Annotated in this window: 19 protein-coding genes and 1 pseudogene; 12 read left to right on the top strand and 8 right to left on the bottom strand. The window is 64.4% G+C overall.

Going from position 1 to position 18,048, the window contains the following annotated elements:
• Window positions 1-89 precede the first annotated feature (89 nt).
• Window positions 90-923, bottom strand: a complete 834-nt coding sequence (locus ACSQ9E_RS17180) for an APH(6)-I family aminoglycoside O-phosphotransferase (protein WP_436218604.1) — start codon at window positions 921-923, stop codon at window positions 90-92.
• 387 nt (window positions 924-1,310) lie between these two features.
• Here ACSQ9E_RS17180 and ACSQ9E_RS17175 point away from each other — a divergent pair, with 387 nt between their 5' ends.
• Complete coding sequence (locus ACSQ9E_RS17175) at window positions 1,311-2,153, top strand: hypothetical protein (protein ID WP_157421837.1); 843 nt, start codon at window positions 1,311-1,313, stop codon at window positions 2,151-2,153.
• Between the two features lie 308 nt (window positions 2,154-2,461).
• Here ACSQ9E_RS17175 and ACSQ9E_RS17170 read toward each other — a convergent pair whose 3' ends face one another.
• The 4 genes from ACSQ9E_RS17170 to ACSQ9E_RS17155 all read right to left on the bottom strand — a co-directional run bounded on the left by ACSQ9E_RS17170 (window position 2,462) and on the right by ACSQ9E_RS17155 (window position 4,647).
• Window positions 2,462-3,163: a hypothetical protein gene (locus ACSQ9E_RS17170; RefSeq protein WP_436218603.1), complete on the bottom strand. Its 702-nt coding sequence runs from the start codon at window positions 3,161-3,163 to the stop codon at window positions 2,462-2,464.
• Between the two features lie 156 nt (window positions 3,164-3,319).
• Window positions 3,320-3,487, bottom strand: a complete 168-nt coding sequence (locus ACSQ9E_RS17165) for a hypothetical protein (RefSeq protein WP_157421838.1) — start codon at window positions 3,485-3,487, stop codon at window positions 3,320-3,322.
• Window positions 3,480-3,914 carry a hypothetical protein gene (locus tag ACSQ9E_RS17160; protein ID WP_436218602.1) on the bottom strand — a complete coding sequence of 145 codons (435 nt, stop codon included), beginning with the start codon at window positions 3,912-3,914 and terminating at the stop codon, window positions 3,480-3,482. The genes ACSQ9E_RS17165 and ACSQ9E_RS17160 overlap by 8 nt, the downstream gene beginning before the upstream one ends.
• 82 nt (window positions 3,915-3,996) lie before the next feature.
• Window positions 3,997-4,647, bottom strand: a complete 651-nt coding sequence (locus ACSQ9E_RS17155) for a LexA family transcriptional regulator (protein WP_057264473.1) — start codon at window positions 4,645-4,647, stop codon at window positions 3,997-3,999.
• A gap of 556 nt (window positions 4,648-5,203) precedes the next feature.
• On the opposite strand from ACSQ9E_RS17155, the gene ACSQ9E_RS17150 reads away from it, so the two are divergent.
• Genes ACSQ9E_RS17150 through ACSQ9E_RS17125 form a run of 6 tightly spaced genes read left to right on the top strand, consistent with a single transcriptional unit; the run spans window position 5,204 to window position 11,084 of the window.
• Window positions 5,204-6,292, top strand: coding sequence for a long-chain fatty acid--CoA ligase (locus ACSQ9E_RS17150; RefSeq protein WP_436218601.1), 1,089 nt, complete (start codon window positions 5,204-5,206; stop codon window positions 6,290-6,292).
• A complete protein-coding gene (locus ACSQ9E_RS17145) occupies window positions 6,289-7,767 on the top strand; it encodes an acyl-CoA reductase (RefSeq protein ID WP_436218600.1) in 1,479 nt (492 codons plus the stop codon). The genes ACSQ9E_RS17150 and ACSQ9E_RS17145 overlap by 4 nt, the downstream gene beginning before the upstream one ends.
• Window positions 7,757-8,527: an ABC transporter ATP-binding protein gene (locus tag ACSQ9E_RS17140; protein WP_436218599.1), complete on the top strand. Its 771-nt coding sequence runs from the start codon at window positions 7,757-7,759 to the stop codon at window positions 8,525-8,527. The genes ACSQ9E_RS17145 and ACSQ9E_RS17140 overlap by 11 nt, the downstream gene beginning before the upstream one ends.
• Entirely contained in the window at window positions 8,524-9,291 is a 768-nt protein-coding gene (locus ACSQ9E_RS17135; RefSeq protein ID WP_436218598.1) for an ABC transporter permease, read from the top strand. The genes ACSQ9E_RS17140 and ACSQ9E_RS17135 overlap by 4 nt, the downstream gene beginning before the upstream one ends.
• Before the next feature lie 5 nt (window positions 9,292-9,296).
• Entirely contained in the window at window positions 9,297-10,304 is a 1,008-nt protein-coding gene (locus ACSQ9E_RS17130; protein ID WP_436218597.1) for an ABC transporter substrate-binding protein, read from the top strand.
• A gap of 12 nt (window positions 10,305-10,316) precedes the next feature.
• Window positions 10,317-11,084 carry an SDR family oxidoreductase gene (locus tag ACSQ9E_RS17125; protein WP_436218596.1) on the top strand — a complete coding sequence of 256 codons (768 nt, stop codon included), beginning with the start codon at window positions 10,317-10,319 and terminating at the stop codon, window positions 11,082-11,084.
• Between the two features lie 5 nt (window positions 11,085-11,089).
• Here the strand turns inward: ACSQ9E_RS17125 and ACSQ9E_RS17120 are convergent, their stop codons facing one another.
• Complete coding sequence (locus tag ACSQ9E_RS17120; RefSeq protein WP_057264481.1) at window positions 11,090-11,542, bottom strand: hypothetical protein; 453 nt, start codon at window positions 11,540-11,542, stop codon at window positions 11,090-11,092.
• A gap of 49 nt (window positions 11,543-11,591) precedes the next feature.
• Window positions 11,592-12,593, bottom strand: a complete 1,002-nt coding sequence (locus ACSQ9E_RS17115) for an NAD(P)H-quinone oxidoreductase (RefSeq protein WP_436218595.1) — start codon at window positions 12,591-12,593, stop codon at window positions 11,592-11,594.
• Window positions 12,594-12,698: 105 nt separating this feature from the next.
• Between ACSQ9E_RS17115 and ACSQ9E_RS17110 the strand changes: the two genes are divergently transcribed.
• Window positions 12,699-13,574, top strand: coding sequence for a LysR family transcriptional regulator (locus tag ACSQ9E_RS17110; RefSeq protein ID WP_436218594.1), 876 nt, complete (start codon window positions 12,699-12,701; stop codon window positions 13,572-13,574).
• Window positions 13,575-13,937: 363 nt separating this feature from the next.
• A complete protein-coding gene (locus tag ACSQ9E_RS17105) occupies window positions 13,938-14,222 on the top strand; it encodes a hypothetical protein (RefSeq protein ID WP_305744891.1) in 285 nt (94 codons plus the stop codon).
• Window positions 14,223-14,363: 141 nt separating this feature from the next.
• On the opposite strand, the gene ACSQ9E_RS17100 is transcribed toward ACSQ9E_RS17105, so the two are convergent.
• Window positions 14,364-14,828 (bottom strand): DUF2267 domain-containing protein, encoded by a 465-nt coding sequence (locus ACSQ9E_RS17100; protein ID WP_436218593.1) that lies wholly within the window; start codon window positions 14,826-14,828, stop codon window positions 14,364-14,366.
• A 167-nt stretch (window positions 14,829-14,995) separates the two neighbouring features.
• On the opposite strand from ACSQ9E_RS17100, the pseudogene ACSQ9E_RS17095 reads away from it, so the two are divergent.
• The 3 genes and pseudogenes from ACSQ9E_RS17095 to ACSQ9E_RS17085 all read left to right on the top strand — a co-directional run bounded on the left by ACSQ9E_RS17095 (window position 14,996) and on the right by ACSQ9E_RS17085 (window position 17,952).
• Window positions 14,996-16,442 (top strand): annotated as a pseudogene (locus tag ACSQ9E_RS17095) (IS1182 family transposase).
• A gap of 490 nt (window positions 16,443-16,932) precedes the next feature.
• A complete protein-coding gene (locus ACSQ9E_RS17090) occupies window positions 16,933-17,364 on the top strand; it encodes a hypothetical protein (protein ID WP_436218592.1) in 432 nt (143 codons plus the stop codon).
• Between the two features lie 105 nt (window positions 17,365-17,469).
• A complete protein-coding gene (locus tag ACSQ9E_RS17085) occupies window positions 17,470-17,952 on the top strand; it encodes a DUF1444 family protein (RefSeq protein ID WP_436218591.1) in 483 nt (160 codons plus the stop codon).
• Window positions 17,953-18,048 lie beyond the last annotated feature (96 nt).

Below are 18,048 nucleotides of genomic sequence, written 5' to 3'. Positions count from 1 at the left end.
CACGACGAAGCAGATCACCGGAAATCGACAAGATCCGAAAACAATCTCCTGAACAAGGTCGTCGCTATTGCGTGTGCCACACCACGGTTTCAGAGCAAACCAAGGGCCTTGGCGTTGATGGCGAGATCGATGGCCGCCCTCTGGTTGTCGCCATCGCCCATGAACCAAGCTGCGGACAGTCCCGTCCAGGCGACGATCCAGCGAACAAGGCGCTCGGGCTCCAGGCCCGTGGCGGAAAGAACGGTGTCCAGCCGGCTCTCCAGGCGGCCCGGCAGCGTGGCCAGGGGCCGGGCAGGGTCGCTCAGATCGGGGTTGGTGAAGATGTTGGCATAGTCGAACGCGCGTTCTCCCACAAGGCCGTGCGGGTCGATGGCCAGCCACCCGCGTGTGCCAAAGTCAAGCACGTTCTCGTGGTGCAGATCGCCGTGCAGCGGCACCGCCTCGCGCGGGTCAGCCAGCAGTTGGCGCGCGATGTCCGAGGCAGCGACCAGTGCCGCATGCGTGTGTGATGGCCCAATGAGTGGCTGGAACCAGATGGCCAGCGGATGCAGTTCGGGTAGGGGTTTGCTTCGCGGAGCATGCAGCCGGGCAGCCGTTGCGCAAAGAATGCGGCAGGCGTCGTCGTCTTTGCCAGACCACGCCATCTGCGCGAGATTTTGGCTCCCTGCCGCCCGCTCCATCAGCAGAACCCCTTCGGCGGATGCGAAGACCTGGGCGGCACCTTGGCCCTCCCACCACGCAAGCAGGCGGTAGCCAGCCTGTTCGTCAGGGATGCGGGCGACTTTCAGCATGGCGGGCAGATGGCCGTGCCGTACGGGCAGCACCCAGCTGGACCGGGTCGTCAACAGTTTGCCATCGGGCAGCAGGGCCCAGCGTTCGAGCCATGCGGTGACATCCGGGGGGAGTGGAAAAGGCGAGGTCATGGATGTTGTGTCCAGCACAGATGGCGTCGTGGGTTGCCGGTCTCCACGGTTTGATTACTGACGCAGATTTTGCCGCGCCCTCGCGGGGATTATTCCGCATCGGCTTGAATAATATGGCGACTGGCGTCGTAACGCGTGTGTGCAATCACCCATATGGGCGAGTCTGATGTTCACCACCTCACACTTCGAAACAAAGGCGCTGGGCAATGCGCCGGATGTGTGACGCTGCGCACAGCGCCACCCTGCACAATTTAGAACAATCACTGCTAGACACGCAACCCGTTACGCCCTTCGCGTTTTGTGGCATTACTATTTTTTTTCATCCTGTGCAGATGATTGATGCTGGTAATGGTGCAGGCACGGTATTTTCTGAAAAGGATCTGGACAATGACCTATCGGCTTTCCCATATCGCGTTGGCAGCGCTGACGACCTTCGGCACCTGCACTGCCATGGCCCAGGTGACGGCGGTTGCCGCCATGGAGGGCGACCTGCAAAGCAGCCGCGTGGCGGTGAACGTGCGCGGCGTGCCGACCGGTGCAGAGGGCTACAAGCTGTGGCTCGCCGTTTTGCACAACAGCCAGTTGTACTTTCATGGCGAGGCGGGCTTTGTCCTTTTTCAATGCCCAGGGTTTTGCGACGCGCCGGCCTACCAAGCCGTGGTGGCCGATCCGCAGCTTGTCGCGGTGCGCAACCTGGACGCGCGTGGCCTGATCGGGGCCAAGGTCTATCTAGGCTGGGGACGCTCGTTTGCAGAAATGGTGGACAGCGGGCAGATCCGCGAAGTCCTCACCGTAGCCGCCCCATCGACCGACCCTTTGTCATTGGCCTACAGCGGCATTTACAACTGCCGAGCTACCTACGCCAACACCTATTTGTCTTATGGTCAAGACATAAAGGGCCCGGACTGGAGTGCCAAGATCGACGTCATGCCGACTGGGGCCGCGATTGATGTGAGCGGGGCGAAAGATCGGTCTGGTTTGAGCTTTGGGGCCAGATGGTGGATTGCGGGGCCCAAGACACCTCTCTTCACGCTCCCTCCCGGTCGCGCTGATCGCCCAGACACTCCTGCTGGAGCCTCGCGATACGATTACCAAGAAGGCGATTTTTACGCAGCCGCAGTGTTCGTACCCGCGGGTGGCCCTGATGCCCCTGGATCCTCAGCTCGCATGCTCCTCGGTTTCAGTCGAAATTGGCTCGCCAGCTACAGTGAGTCCTGCGACAAGATCTGATCTGTCGCGAACCCGGGTTGCACCCGGCAGGGACAGGCATCTCACCCCAGGAAGAAATCCATCGGAACCAACTCCACGCGGGGGGCGCTTCAAGGTGTGGCAGATGGCCGGCATGCGGTACGCGACCAGCATGCCGCTGAAGTTGCGCGGCCCGATGCAATCCAGGCCGCTGGCCCGTGACCGACCCCGAGAGGTCGGCCACGGTCTGTGCTGCTCCGGGCTCGCAAGTACGCCGCGTGAGCGCTATCGGAGGTAGCCCGGGCCAGTTGGTGGGCGTGCACCGTGCGCAGGCTGGCCCTGGCTACACCTTACGGCAGGACGGACCAACCGCGCCATGCGCCCAGCGCCCTGGCGATGCTGCGCGCAATCAAAAAGTGCTTGGTTTCTGTGGGGTGCAGGCCGTCGAGCGTGTCGCCAGGGACCATCGTGACCGGGTCAATGGCGTTTGGCCCGTGGTAGTAGATGAGTTGGGCTGCACCGGGGTAGTGGGCATTGATCTGCGCCACGACGGATTCCCGGACCTGTTGCAGGCGGCCGACCGAGTCTCGGTAGGCGAGGGCTGCCGCCTGCTCATCAGGGCCATCATTCCATTTGGGATAGTCAGTCACGACGACGAGAGGGGCCTGCACCACGGCGATCTTTCGGCCCGCGGCCGCAGCGTGCCAGCCGTACACGGTCATCAGGTACGCCACGGGGGATTGGGAGATATCGGGGTTGGTACCCTGGATGAACGGGTCCACGTCGCCACCGCCCAGATGAAGCACGATGGTGTCTGCCTGGATCATGTCCGTGTGCTGGGACATGGTGAGCCCGCCCAGCCAGTTGGGCGCGCCGTCGTTGAACTGGCCGTTGTAGGCGTAGCCCATGCTCTGGCTACCTAGCTGCTGGGCGTCGTAGGTAACGGCGGGCAGCTTGGCGCAGACGTTGGCTGCAAGGTTGACGGCAGGGATGGGAGGGTAGTGTCCAATCGAGTCGGTGTAGAAGGCGAGCTTGTTAGCGATGATGGGCATGGAGTTTCCTTCGGTTGATTGGGAGGGCGCGCGGGGCCTCCCGGGATGCATTGCACGCACATGGCCTTCGCGTTCTGCATGAGACGCGCGAGCCACATCCCCATCGTTCAAGATGGTTCCTGCGCCGCTGCTTGCGGCGGTTGGTGTGGTGGTGGGTCAGGTCCGCCGCTGCACGGCGAACAACAGAACCCAGGGCTTCTGGCGCGCGATGCCTTCGCTCTGCGCGCCCGCCTGGCTGGTGTTTTCAGGCGCCTGGCGCACGCGGTGACCACCGCCAGGGGTGGTGCGGCCGACCATGGGGCACCGCTTCACGAAGTCAACCATGGGGCTGCTGCACGCGGATGCTGTGTTTGCCCAGGTCGGCGCGGTGGCCGAACGGATGCGTGCCGCCGCGCCCTGGGGCCAGGCCGCATGCATGGGCGACCGGGGCGCTGGCCTTGGCCAGCAGGAACAGGGTAGGGGTGCGGTGGAAGACCACGAAGCCGTTGGCGCCGACGCGGACCATCTCGTGGCCGCGCCGCGCGCAGGCGCTGCTTGGCACCGCATGCGCGTTGTCGAAATGGACGCTGATGGGGTGCCGGGCTATGGCGTCCGCCTGTTCGGCGTTAGGGACTTCGGTCCAACAGGTGTGGACGGACCTGCTGCCCGAACAGTTGGTGGATCCAACCGTGAATTTCGCCACCTCGACGTCCGCCGTCAGGGCGGGGCGGGTCGGGCGAGCGGTCTCGGTACAGGAAATCGATGTTGGCATTTTTTCACTCCACTACCGTGTTGGCATTGGAGTGAATTAAAGCATGCTTGCTTTTTGTAGTCAAGTATTCTTGATGAATCGGTCAGCTTTCGATGAGGGCATCTGGCGGCACACCGCCACCGACCCGATGGATGTCCTCGATCTCGTCGCGCTGGATGGTTGCGGGCTCGTACCCATCGTTGATGCTGACCAGTTGAATTTCGTCGTCGTGGATGCGGTTGAGCTGCTTGAGCAGCTTGCGGCCGTCCTTGAGCTTTACCACCACGTCGTTGCCTGGCTGCGCCTCGATGGAGGGCGTGACCACGATGAACTCGCGCGCCCGGTAGCGTGGGTGCATTGATTCGCCCTTGACCCGCAATGCGTAGGCCTTCGGGTCTTTGGTCCAGTACTGGACAAAGCCCTCTCCATGCCCCACGGGGTATTGCATTTCCTCCAAAAAGCCATCCGTGCCGCCCTTGACGTGCCCCACGACGGGGATGAGGCGGGATGTCCCCAGGGACGGGGCGGCGGCCACGTTGGACATGTTCATCTGGCCCTGACCGGTGGCCAGCCAGTCTGAACTGACACCAAGAATGCGCGCGGCCTTCGAATTGTTCTCGGCGCTGAGCGACCGTGTAGCGCCCTTCAAGACTTCGCCGATGGCCTGGGCAGAAACCCCCAATTCGCGTGCCAACTGGGGGCGCGAGAGCTTGGATTGATCAAGGGCGAGTTGGAAGCGTTCGGCGTAGGTCATCAAGCAAGCTTACAAGAATGCTTGTCAAGATTGACGGACATAGTTTATAAAGCATGCTTTATTTTTTCATGCTTGGCGCAACAATCCTCCAGCACTCGGGGCGCTGCAGAGGTCGCCCACCCGGCAGCCGCGGAGCACTCCAAGGTCGCATATGGCGGGAAAAGCCAGGGAGAGGGTCTTCCGTCGCCGCAGCCAACGCCGGGCATCCCGCCAGCCCGACCGGCGATCCCGGTGCAAAGCCCAGGGTGGAGCTCAGGCCCAGCACCGAGATGGGGTTCATGTCGTATGTCGATGACTGCATGAAGCTCTGAGTCAAGGCGATGTCCTGAAGAAGGTGGTCGACACCGGTGCTTTGCGGCCGCGGGTTAAAATCCGCTCCATCGCTCCGGGGTGCACGCAAGTGCTGAGATCCACACCCGAGAACTTGAACCGGGTAATTCCGGCGGAAGAAGAGCTTTCACCCCTCCCGATGCGGGCGCATTTTGCTGCGCAGTGCCGTCGATGTGCCGGGTGACCTCGGAGCATCCTGTCAAAGACAACACAAGGACGCTCGCTCATGCACAAGGTCACTCCGCTGGTGGCAGACCTGCTCGAATTCATCGCGATGGATGGTTGCACGGACGAGCAGTTCGACGAGATGGCGCTGCGCCTGTTCGCGCACCAGTTTGCCGCCAACCAGCCGTTCCAGAGTTTTTGCCGGCTGCGCGGTGTCAACGTGCGCAGCGTCAAATCGTGGGCGGACATCCCTGCCGTGCCCATCGATGCCTTCAAGGCCCTGCCGCTGCGCTGCGAGGCACCGGCCGATACCGACCGCATCTTCATGACCAGCGGCACCACCCGCGGCGGCAGCACGCGCGGGCAGCACTTTCACCCGCTGCTCGATGTGTACGACCTGTCGATGACCCGCAACTTCGCGCAGCGCTTCATGCGCGGCACAGAGCGCATGCCCATGGGCATTCTGTTCCCCGACGAGGTGGCGATGCCCAACTCGTCGCTGGCGCACTACCTGGACCTGGCCAAGTCGGCTTTCGGCAGCAATGGTGCCAGCCATACCTTCGTCACGCCGCAGGGCATGGACCTCGATGGGCTCTGGGCGGCGCTGGCCGCTGCCGAGCGCAGCGGCGAGCCCTATGCGCTGCTGGGCGCGAGCTTCAGCTTCGTGCATGTGATCGATGCGCTGCGCCAGCAGGGCCGCACCTTCAAGCTGCCGCCCGGCAGCCGCATCCTGGACACCGGCGGCTACAAGGGCCAGTCGCGCGAGTTGCCGCTCGATGCCTTCTATGACGAGCTGTCGCAGGCGCTCGGCGTGCCGCGCACGCAGTGCATCAACATGTATGGCATGACGGAGCTGAGCACCCAGTTCTATGACGATGGCAATGCATCGGTGCCGTCGGTCAAGTCGGGGCCGCACTGGATACGCTCGCGCCTGGTCGACCCGGTCACGGGGCGCACGGTGCCTGCGGGCGAGAGCGGCATTCTGGTGCACTGCGACCTGGCCAACTTCAATTCGGTCACCACCATCCTCACGGAAGACGTGGGCCTGTACGCCGAGGGTGGATTTCTGCTGCTGGGGCGTGCCGAGGGCGTGGAGGCCAAGGGTTGCTCGCTGGCAGTCGAGGAGTTCGTGCGGGCCACTGCGGCATGACCAAGGTGCCCCACCGCATCCAGGCAGGCTACCTGCCGGGGCTGCATGCTGCCGAGGTCGACTGGCAGGTGCTGCCGTTTGCGCAGGGCGACCAGGCGCTCGAAGTCGAGGTGCCGGTGCTGTCGGCCGCGCAGATGGATGCGCTCGCAGCGCGCGTGCGTCAGGCCAGCGCCCGGCACCTCAAGACCATGGCGGTGTCGGAAATCATTGCCGTCATCGACCAGGCCATCGCCCGCCTGCTGGACCGCAGCGACCCCTACCGCCAGCAGGCCGAGGCGTATCTGCCGGTGGTCAGCGGCTATGACCGCGACATGGTGCGCCTGGGCCTGACGGGCTTCTTCAAGACCTTTCGCGCAGCGCAGCTGCACCGCTTTGTGGCAGAAGACTTTGCCAACCCCAAGGTGCTCGACGGTTTTCAGCCCACGCCCAAGGGCGGCGCGGTGCGCGCCTTCGGCCCCGACCTGCTGGTGCACAACTGGGCCGGCAACGTGCCCGCGCTGGCGCTGTGGAGCATGGTCTGCGGCCTGCTGGTCAAGGCCGGCAACATCGGCAAGCTGCCCAGTGCCGAGCCCCTGTTCGCCGGCTGGTTCGCGCGCCTGCTGGCCGAGGTGCATCCGCCCATCGCCGATTGCTTTGCCGTCGTCTGGTGGCGCGGCGCGGGGGATGATGGCGCCTCGGCCCTCTATGCCCAGGCCGACGCGGTGCTGGCCTATGGCGGCAACGAAGCGCTGGACGCGATTCGGCGGCGCCTGCCGGTGACCACGCGGTTTTTGCCCCATGGGCACAAGCTGGGCTTTGGCGTGATCAGCGCCACGGCGCTCGATACGCTGAAAGCGCCCGCCATCGCGCGGCTGGCCGCGTGGGACGTGATGCGCTACGACCAGCAGGGCTGCTATTCGCCGCATGTCTTCTATGTGCAGCGGGGCGGGGCGGTGTCGCCACGCGCCTTTGCCGGCTACCTGGCCGGCGAGCTGGCCAACCTGCACCAGCGCTTTCCGCGCCGACCGCTGGAGGTGGAGGATTTAGCCGCCGTGGCCAGATGGCAGCAGGGCGTGGAGTGGCAGGCGCTGTCTGCCAGCGCCGAAGGGCCCGCAGACCAACTGATCGGTGCCTCTTCTGCCGCCTGGAGCGTGGCCTACAGCGACACGCTGCAGCCTCTGGCCCCCACCGCGATGCAGCGCACCATCCAGGTGGTGGGCGTGGATGCGCTGGACGATGTGGTGCCCCTGGTGGCGCCGCACAGCCGCTTTCTGCAGACCGCCGGCATCGCCGCTGCGCCGGCCGAGCTGTTCCGCCTGGCCGGGCTGCTGGGCGCGGTGGGGGTCACGCGCATCAGTGCCATTGGCTCGATGAGCGCGCCCGAGGCGGGCTGGCACCACGATGGCCGTTTCAACCTGCTCGACCTGGTGCGCATGACCGAGATCGAGCAGTCCGCCGAGTTGGCGGCCGAACCGCTTGCGCCCTATGCGGACTGAAGGCGGGCCGGCCATGGGCTTTCTCGTGATGGAACAGGTGGTCTTCACCTACCCCGGCCGGCCGCCCGTGGTGGATGGCATCGAATGGCACATGCAGGCCGGTGAGATCCACTGCCTGGTGGGCCGCAGCGGCTGTGGCAAGACCACGCTGCTGCAACTGGCCGCGGGCCTGCTGCGTCCGCAGTCGGGCCGCGTGCTGCTGCAGGGCCAGGAGCTGCTGGCACCCGGGCCGCAGCTGGGCTTCATGTTCCAGGCGCCGACCTTGCTCGACTGGAAAAGCGCCATCGACAACGTGCTGCTGCCCGTGTCGCTGCAGCGCCGCCCAGGGGCGGGCGATGTCGAGCGCGCCAAGGCGCTGTTGGGCCAGTTGGGCCTGGCCGTGCATGCGCAGCACTACCCGCGGCATTTGTCTGGCGGGCAGCAAAGCCGCGTGGCACTGGCGCGCGCGCTGGTGCTGGAGCCCGCGCTGCTGCTGCTCGACGAGCCCTTTGCCGCACTCGACGCCATCACCCGCGCCGAGCTGCAGGACGACCTGCTGCACACCTGCCGCCAGCGCGGCACCACGGTGCTGTTCGTCACGCACGACATCAACGAGGCGGTGTACCTGGGCGACCGCATCGCCGTGATGCATGCCGGCCGCATCGTGGACGACATCCGCATCGACCTGCCCGGCCCGCACCTGCAGGCCATGCGCGACGAGGCGCCGTTCAACCGCTTGTGCGGGTGGGTGCGAAGAAGCATGGACGGGGTCGCCGCATGAAGCTGACGGCGTTGCAAGCCCGGCTCCTCTCCGCTGCGCTGTTGCTGGTGCTGCTGGCGGCGTGGGAGTTGGCTGTGCGCCGCTCCGGGCTGTCGGCGCTGGTGCTGCCCGCGCCGTCCTCGGTGGCCGCGGCGCTGTGGAATGGCGTGGCCACCGGCTACTTCTGGCCTCACATCCGGGCCACGGTGTGGGCGCTTGTGCTGGGGCTGGTGGGGGGCGGTGTGGCCGGTCTGCTGATGGGCATGGCCCTGGCCGAATCGACCCTGCTCGAACGCGTTTTCAGGCCCTACGTGGTGGTCAGCCAGGTGGTGCCCAAGCTGGCGTTGGCGCCCTTGTTCGTGCTGTGGTTCGGCTTTGGCATCGCACCCACGGCGCTGATCACGGGGCTGATCTGCTTTTTTCCGCTGATGGAGAACACGCTGACAGGCCTCAAGCATGTGGACCCGCAGCGGCTGCAACTGTTTCGCATGCTGGGCGCCACGCGCTGGCAGACGCTGCTGCGGCTCAAGCTGCCGGTGGGGCTGCCCTCCATTTTGGCCGGCCTGCGCATGGCCGTGGTGCTGGCGCTGGTGGGCGCCGTCGTCGGCGAATTCATTGGCGCCAGCCAGGGTCTGGGCGCCGTGGTCATCGCCTCGCAGGGAATGATGGACACCGCCCTGATGTTCGCCGCACTTGTCCTCATCGCCCTCATCGGGCTGGTGCTCTACCAGGCCACGCTGCTGCTGGAGCGCCGGCTTCTGACCCCTTACCTCGACAACCCTTGATTGCCATGAACACCTCCGCATACTCCCTGCCCATCTCCCGCCGCACCGTGCTCGGCGCCTCTGCGGGCCTGGCCGCCTTGCCGTTCGCCGGCCTGGCCATGGCGCAGTCCAAGGGCAAGATCACCGTCGGCGGCTGGAGCAAGCCCATCAGCGAAATCACCAACCTGCTGGTCGAGTCCGACAAGGGCTTCTTCAAGGCCCAGGGCGTCGAGCTGGGCTACGCGCCCGGCGCCGGCGGGGGCGATGCCATTCGCAACATGCTCAGCGGCCAGGCCGATGTGGCGTTCACCGACCCTGGCTCTTTCTTCACGGCGCTGGACAAGGGTGAAAAGCTCACCGCCATCTACGACATCTATCCGCAGAACGTGTTCAACGTGGTGTCGCTGAAATCCGCCAACATCCACAAGCCGGCGGACTTGAAGGGCAAGAAGATCGGCGTGTACAGCCTGGCCAGCGGCACGCGCCAGAACCTGCTGGTGATGCTGCACCAGGCGGGGCTCAAGGAGTCGGACGTGACCATCGTCGTGACCGGCCTGCTCAACTTCGCACCGCTGCTGCAGGGCCAGGTCGACGCCACGGCCGCCACCGACACCGGCCTGGTGGTGGGGCAGCGCAAGGGCATCGGCGAGGTCAATGTGATGCAGGTGCGCGACTACCTGAATGTGTCGAGCGACCTGTTCGTGGTGCGCGATGAGACCCTGCCGCAAAAGAAGGAGCTGCTGCGTGCCTTTCTCAAGGGCTACCGCGACAGCGCGGCGTGGATGATCGCCAACCCCGAGGAGGCCGCGACCCTGGCCGTCAAGTACGCCATTGATGGCACCCAGCGCGACATCAACCTGGAGGTGATCCGCCTGCGCAACATATCGTCGATCCCCTCTGCTGCCGTGAAGCTGGGCACCTTCAACGTCGACTCCCTGCAAAAGGCCGCCGATGCCTACCGCGCGCTGGGCCTGGTGCAGCGCCAGATCAAGGTGACGGACGTGGTCGACACCAGCCTGTTGCCGGGGGCATAAGTGGATCAGGCCATGAAGTTCCAGGGCAAGGTGGTGCTGGTGACCGGGGCCAGCCGCGGCATCGGTGCCGCGATAGCCAAGGCGTTCGCGCAGGAGGGGGCGACGGTGGCCATCAACCACCTGTCCAACGATGCGGCTGCGGCCGAGGTTGTCGCAGCCTGCCGGGCCGCCGGTGGCGATGCCTGGGCCGCCAAGGCCGATGTGGGGTCGGCGCCAGCGGTGCAGGCCATGGTCGACGCGGTGGTGCGCGAGCTCGGCCCCATCGACATCGTGGTGAACAACGCCTTTCGGCCCTACGCCTTCGACCCGCAGCGCCGCACGCTGTTCGACGACCTGGAGTGGAGCGACTACCAGACACAGTTCGACGGTGCGGTGGGCGGTGCCTTCAACGTGTGCCGGGCAGTGCTGCCGCAGATGCGCCAGCGGGCGCAGGGCGCCATCGTGAATATCGTGAGCAACCTGGTGGAGCACCCTGTCGTGGCCTACCACGACTACACCACGGCCAAGGCCTCGCTGGTGGCCTTCAGCCGCAACCTGGCCACCGAGCTGGGGCCCCTGGGCATCCGCGTGAACTGCGTGGCGCCCGGGCTCGTCTACCCCACGCAGGCCAGTGAATCGACGAAGGAGTCGTTTCGCGAATCGTTGATGGCGGCCACGCCGCTGCGGCGCATCGCCCGGCCCGAAGATATCGCCGGGCCCGTGCTCTTCCTGGCCTCGGACTGGAGCGGGTTCATGACCGGGCAGGTGCTGTTTGTCGATGGTGGGTTGGTGATGCGCTGACTGCCTCAGTTGGCTCCTGCCCGGCTCAGCCTCTGCACCTGGTGCAGCGCCGATGCGTAGGGCGGTGGCATGTTCTCCAGGCTGTCCTTGTCCTGCTCCGGTATGACGCGCAGAAGGTCCCCCCGGGCCGAGGCGAACACGAGCACCTTGCCGCGCTCCGTGGGAACCGGCCGCTGGTCGCAGGTGTGGCCTGCTTTCTCGATGTAGGCCAGGGCATTGGCGCGGCCGCCCTTGAAGAACCGAATCGGCTTGAGGAACACGCGCACGGTCTCGTAGCCGTCCTTCTGGGGGCCGGCCTGCCTGCGCACCGCCTGGGCGATGTAGACCGCCTGCGACTGGGCGTAGGCCTGGGCCACCTGCTCGGGCCAGGGCGTAAAGCTCGTGGGGGGCGTGCAGGCGATGGCCTGGGCTGCGCCGGCCAGGAGGGCGAGGGTGAGGCAGGTCTGGATTCTTACCATCCGCACAGTCTAAGGTCCCGCGCCAGAGGCGCGGGGTGGTGCCACCCGCTCACTGCGCGGCGGCGCTCTCTGGCAGCAGCAGGATCTTGCCCACGCTCGCCCCCGTCTCCATGCGCCGGTGCGCTGCCGCCGCATCGGCCAACGGGTAGGTGCTGTCGATCACCGGGCGCAGCGTGCCATCCGCCAGCGCGCCCATCCAGCGCTGCGCGAAGCGCTGCGTCATGGCCTGCTTGACCTCGGGCGGGCGCGACTTCATCACGGTGCCGTAGATCTGCAGGTGGCGGTAGAGCAGCACGTCGATGGGCAGTTGCGCGCCTTCGGTTGCGCCGCCCAGCAGGCCCACCACCGTCATGCGCCCACCCACGGCCAGCGAGCGCACGTTGCGTTCCAGGTAGGGGCCGCCGATGAAGTCGATCACGACGTCCACGCCCTTGCCTTCGGTCTTGTCGGCCACCACGGCCTGGAAGTCCTCGCTGCGGTAGTCGATGAACACATCGGCACCAAAGCCCCGAACGGCATCGCGCTTGTCGGCGCTGGCGGTGGCGAACACGCGCGCCCCGGCGGCATGGGCCAGCTGCACGGCTGCCGAGCCCACGCCGCCTGCGGCTGCGTGGATGAGCACCGACTCGCCGGCCTGCAGCCGCGCCAGGTGGAACATGGCCTCGTGCGCGGTGACGAAGACCTCGGCCACGGCGCCGGCCTGCTGCAGAGACAGGTTCTGCGGCACGTGCATGGCCATGCGGTGGTCGATGCGCGAATACTCCGCATACGCGCCGCCGCCCACGATGCCCATCACGCGGTCGCCCACGGCAAAGCCATGCACCTCGGGGCCCACCTCGGCCACGGTGCCAGCAACCTCCAGGCCCATCAGGTCCGAGTCGCCGAAGTAGGCGCGGCCGTAGGCGCCCTTGCGGTGCGAGAGGTCGGCGCGGTTCACGCCGATGGCGGCGTTGCGTACCAGCAGGTCGTGCGGGCGCACCTCGGGGCGGTCAACTTCGCGGGCCACGAGGACTTCGGGGCCGCCGAACTCGTCGAAGACGATGGCTTGCATGGTGGGTTTCCTTTGGTCTTGTTCAGTGATGGCCTACAGCTTAGGGCGCAAACGCACCTGTCAAATGCAGCGTTTTTGCGGTCCGGTGATGCAAAATTGCATCGCATGAACTGGGACGACACGCGCATCTTTCTCGCCTTGACCCGCGCGCCCTCGCTGCGTGCCGCCGCGCGCAGCCTGGGCGTGGACCAGGCCACGGTGGGCCGGCGCCTGCAGGCGCTGGAGGCCGAACTGGGCGCCACGCTGTTCCTGCGCGCCAAGGGCGGCTACCTGCTCACCGCAGCGGGCGAGGCGGCGCTGGGCGCGGCCCGGCGCATGGAGGCGGCGGCGACGGACCTGCGCACCCGCATCGAGGGGCAGGACGAAAGCCACGCCGGCCTGGTGCGGGTGACCAGCTCGGATTCCATCGCCATCGAATTTTTGCTGCCCGCCATCGAGCGGCTGCAGCAGCGCTGGCCCGGCATCCGCGTGGACCTGGAGGTGTCCCCCCAGGTGCTCAGCCTGAGCCGTCGGCAGGCCGACATTGCTTTTCGCAACGTGCGCCCCGATGCACCCGACCTGGTGGTGCGCCGCGTGGCCTCGTGGCCGGTGGGGCTGTTTGCCAGCGCGGCATATCTGGAGCGCTTTGGCATGCCCGTGCCTGACGACGAACTGCGCGGCCACCACCTGGTGGCCTACGGCCCCACCCTGGAGCAGCGGCCGTTCCCCACGGCGGCCCAGGTGCCGGCGCGCCAGGCCCGCATCGCCATGGCGGTCAACTCCGGCCTGCTGGTGCGCAAGGCGGTGGCCGCCGGCATCGGCCTGGGCGAGATGCCGGTGCATCTGGGTGAACGGGAGGGGCTGGTGCGCATCTGGCCCGAGCGCAGGCGCGCCAGCGACCATGAGGTCTGGCTGGTGATGCACCCCGACCTGCAGCGCACGGCCCGGGTGCGGGCGACGGCGGAGTTTTTGTCAGAGGCGCTGGGGGCAGAGCCTGTCTGAAATGGGGTGAGGGACAGGTGCGTATTTCGGCTTTCCTGGACATCCGGTTCGGCGCCGTTGACACCGAGTTCGGCACCGCGAGCGGATGGCAGTAGATGGCCGGCTAAACCAACGCTGAGGAACCGTTGGGGCGGTGGACTAGATTTCCGTGATCGGCCGAGGCTGTGTGAAAACGTCGATAAACGACTCTTTCAGGGGTACTGCAACCATTGCTCGTATCGAGATCTTGCGTTGTAGGGCGATCTGAGCGGTCCATTTCTGAGCGGATCGCCAAACCGAGGGCCCCACGCGCGTTTTCACACAGCCTCGGCCAGAAGCGGAAGTTCAGCTGTGCTATCCAACAGACTGACTGGCAACACCTATATGCAGCTTCTATTCGAGATCGAAGACGTTTTTGATATTGGCGGTCGAGGTTGCGTGCTGGTGCCAGGCGTGCCGTATGAGCTTGGACAGAATGTGAAGCTTGGCGCGCAACTTCTCATCATTGCGCCCGCTGGCGAGGAGACTCGAACAAGCATCCAGGGTTTTGAGATGATCAACCGCGGACGGCCCATGAATCACGCACCCTTTTCCGTTCCCCGCTCGGTGAAGAAAGAGAGCCTGCCCGTCGGCTCAAAGGTGTATCTCCTCGACGCCAGCGACGTATAACGGCCAAGAGCGGCCAGTGGGGCGGCTTAAAGCGGACGCCCAACGTTTGAGCTAACCGGCAGTTTGTGGTGGGCCGAGTTTGGGCGAGAATGGAATGAGCCCAAAGCCAGAATGCCGCAAGCTGTCCGGTCGAGCAGATGGTTAGGCCTCGCGCGACGAAGCCGGCAGATTCCAAGCGGACGTACCAACTCCGCTCCAAAGCTCGCGCAGTTCGAGCGGCAGAGCGTCCAACGCACGAGCGAAGGCATCCGAAGGGAGCACGGCGAATAGTGCGAAGCCAACGGATTCAATGGCGTTGTCCGGGGAGAAGTTGTGTTCGCTTCGCAGTGATCGGACTTCGTCCAGCATCTCGGTCCGAGTGCCGACGGTGCAAACTTGATTGCCAGGTCTCCAGCCTTCGATGAAGAGGCCTCGTACCGCAGGTGGCAACTGATCCGCAAAGCGATGAGCTTGCTCAAGAGTAAGCCTACGACGGAAGGCATGGAGAACGCCTTCTACCATGTTCCACGCCATGTTCGTTGTCGCGAGGCCAGCGTGATCGCGGGCAGCCAGCATGAATTTCTCGAAATCGACGGAAGCGCGTTGGTATTCTGGGGGCCAGGGCATGGGATTTGGTTGGCCGCGAGGCCTAACTCAGAGGCTCGGAGTGCCGTTGTTATTTCCACTTTGAGATTCTATTGAACGTCGGCTTTGGGCCGAGGCTGTGTGAAAACCCAACCCTAAACCGCTGCCCAAAACTAAAATAAAGGCACCCGATTCGAGCGAGGTGCCCCATGAAGCGATTCATCGAAGGCGAAGACCGACAACAGGTCACCATGCTACCGGAGTGCCTGGACGACTACATCGCACAGGACAACCCGGTGCGCGTTGTCGATGTGTTTGTCGAAGAGCTGGATCTTCGTGCACTCGGTTTCGATGGGATCAATCCGGCAGTCACTGGCCGGCCTGCGTACCACCCGGCCGTACTGCTCAAGCTCTACATCTACGGGTACTTGAACCGCATCCAGTCGAGCCGCCGCCTGGAGCGTGAAGCCCAGCGCAATGTCGAGCTGATGTGGCTGACCGGGCGCCTTGCGCCGGACTTCAAGACCATCGCGGACTTCCGTCGAGGCAACGGCGCTGGCATCCGCAACGTCTGCAAGCGCTTCATCACCATGTGCCGGCAATTGAACCTCTTCTCACAGGCCATAGTGGCCATCGACGGCCGCAAGTTCAAGGCCGTGAACAGCCGCGACCGCAACTTCACGCCAGGCAAGATCGAGGCCCGCCAGCAGCAGATCGAGCAGAGCATCCAGCGTTACCTGGACGCGCTGGAGACCGCAGACCGCACGCAGCCCGCTGAGGTCGAAGCCAAGACAGAACGGCTGCAGGAGAAGCTGAAGAAGCTGCGCGAGCAGATGCGGCAACTCGACGGCCTCAAGGAGCAGTTGAAGAGCCTGCCCGACGGCCAGGTCTCCCTCACCGATCCTGATGCACGTTCGATGGCCACCCAGGCCAAGGGATCGGGCCTGGTAGGCTACAACGTGCAGACCGCTGTCGATGCCAGGCACCACCTGATCGTTGCGCACGAGGTCACGAACGTGGGCAATGACCGGGCACAGCTGCACAACATGGCCTGTGCCGCCGAGCAGGCCATGGGAGGTGAGAACCTGAAAGCCTTCGCCGACCGAGGCTACTTCAGTGGCCCGCAGCTCAAGGCCTGCGAAGACGCTGGCATCACGACCTTCGTGCCCAAGCCGATGACATCCAACGCGAAAGCCGAGGGGCGCTTCGACAAAGGCGACTTCATCTACATCGCCAAGGATGACGAGTACCAGTGCCCTGCAGGCGAGCGTGCGATCCATCGATGTACAACGACAGAGAAGGGGCTGCACCTGCACCTGTATTGGTCAAGCGCCTGCCCCAAAGTGCCCGCTCAAAGCACAGTGCACGACCAGCAGCAATCGGCGCATTCGCCGATGGGAACACGAAGAAGTGCTGGAGCGCGTTCAGCAACGGCTGGACAGCAACCCCGAGGCAATGACATTGCGCAGGTCCACCGTGGAGCATGTCTTCGGCACGCTCAAGCACTGGATGGGCTCGACGCACTTCCTGATGAAGACCCTCAAGCACGTGGGCACCGAGATGAGCCTGCATGTGCTGGCCTACAACCTCAAGCGGGTGATGGGCGTGATGGGTATCGCGCAGATGATGCAGGCGATGCGGATGGCGAAGGCGTGAGGCCTTTGTTGGCTTTTTACAGGCCGAGAAAGGCTTCAGGAAGGCGTCAAAAGGCCCCAGGTGCGCCAAAACCGGCGCTGCAACAGCACTGGTGGAAAATGCGGCTCAGTGCGACGGGATGGGGCTGGCCCGCATGCTCGTTGAGCGTTTCCACACAGCCTCGGCCGGTTGCCGTCATGTTAGCAGCGGCTGCAGCGGACCCTGACCCGACGTTGAGCAACACACCCTCATAGCTGCCGTTCATTCGATACCCGCTGCCTAACAGTTCAAAACCTGCTGGCTGAGTGCGTGGGCCCTGATTGGTAGCGAGCTATAGTTCGCCTCGTTGACGCCTGCCGGGTTTCGCGGGATTTTTATATCTGTTTGCCTAAACAGGCAATCGCCTCCAAACCCATGCTGCAAGCCACTTCCAGAAGAAACCAATGTCCAGAGTATCCCGCACGGTCCAGTTTGTCCCGCAGGTTTTGCGGGATACATCACGTTGGGCCCCATGAAAACCGTCTACTCTTTGCGAAGCGATCCCGGCTTGGCGAGCATGCAGGCTGCCTCGCTAGGGGACGGTCCCCATGGGCTGAAGCAGACTCATGGACTCGTCGGCTCGGCTGACTGGTGGGAGAAGGTCGATAGGGGATCGCTGCCAACAGACACCACTAGCGGAACCGTCATTCATTTCTGGCCCGGCCACCATGGCGACTGGCCCGAAATCGAACTGCGTGAATCAAGCGGAGCATCTTCAAACTGGGGCTGTCTCATCCCCGCTCAAGAGGCCGTGCAGCACTTCGTGCTGGACGCTCAAGTTGAGATTGACCATGTCAAGCAAGAGTTGAAGGCCACCTTCAATGGGTCTACTGCAACATGCGTGGTCATTGCCATCCGTGTGGCCCAAACTGTCACTGCAGCGGACGGCTTCGCCGCCCGCTGAGCTCGCACGTTAGCCATCCTCCACATGTCGCAAGAATCTAGAGCCTTCTGCCATAGAGCCGTCGCATATCTAAAGGTTGAAGAACCTCTGTCTGGAAACCCTGTCATGGAGCTACCAGAGTCTGAAAGCCCGGTCATTCGGGCGCTGGGGCATCGGTTGCTGGCAGCGTACTTGGTCGACGAAGGCGATTCGTTCGCATATGTTCAGTATCGACATCTGACAGAAGCAGGCATGAGCATGGAAGAACTGCATGCCATTGCGGTTCAAAATCTTGCTGCACTCGCGGAAGAGCGGGTCGAAGTACGGCAATACGGAAATATCTACGCCGTCCTGATGGGTGGCAACTTTGAAGCAAGCCTTGTACTACTAGAGGATTTTTGGTCAGAGTGGTACTCGCACCTCGCACCGAACGGTCACGTAGTCGCCTTTCCGGCCAGAGACATTCTGGCGTTCGGAGATTCGCTATCCGCAGAGGCAATCAACGAGCTAAATCAGGTTTGCCAGCGCGGCAACAACGAAGTCGATCATCCTCTTACGAACACGCTTTACCGACGGGAAGCGTCTTCCTGGTCGCCGCTGTATGGCTAACCCTTCCATAGAGGGGACGCCCAAAGGCTAGCGCCTTTTGTCGCCCCTCATGTCAAACGTTGAGCGTCCGCTTTCATTTGCGGTGACCGGCTGCTC

Origin of the sequence: Acidovorax sp. LjRoot118 (assembly GCF_964253575.1) — a bacterium.
Taxonomy (GTDB): Bacteria; Pseudomonadota; Gammaproteobacteria; order Burkholderiales; family Burkholderiaceae_C; genus Acidovorax.
The sequence above is the reverse complement of the archived record's forward strand: the minus strand, read 5'-3'. Positions and strand labels throughout refer to the sequence as shown.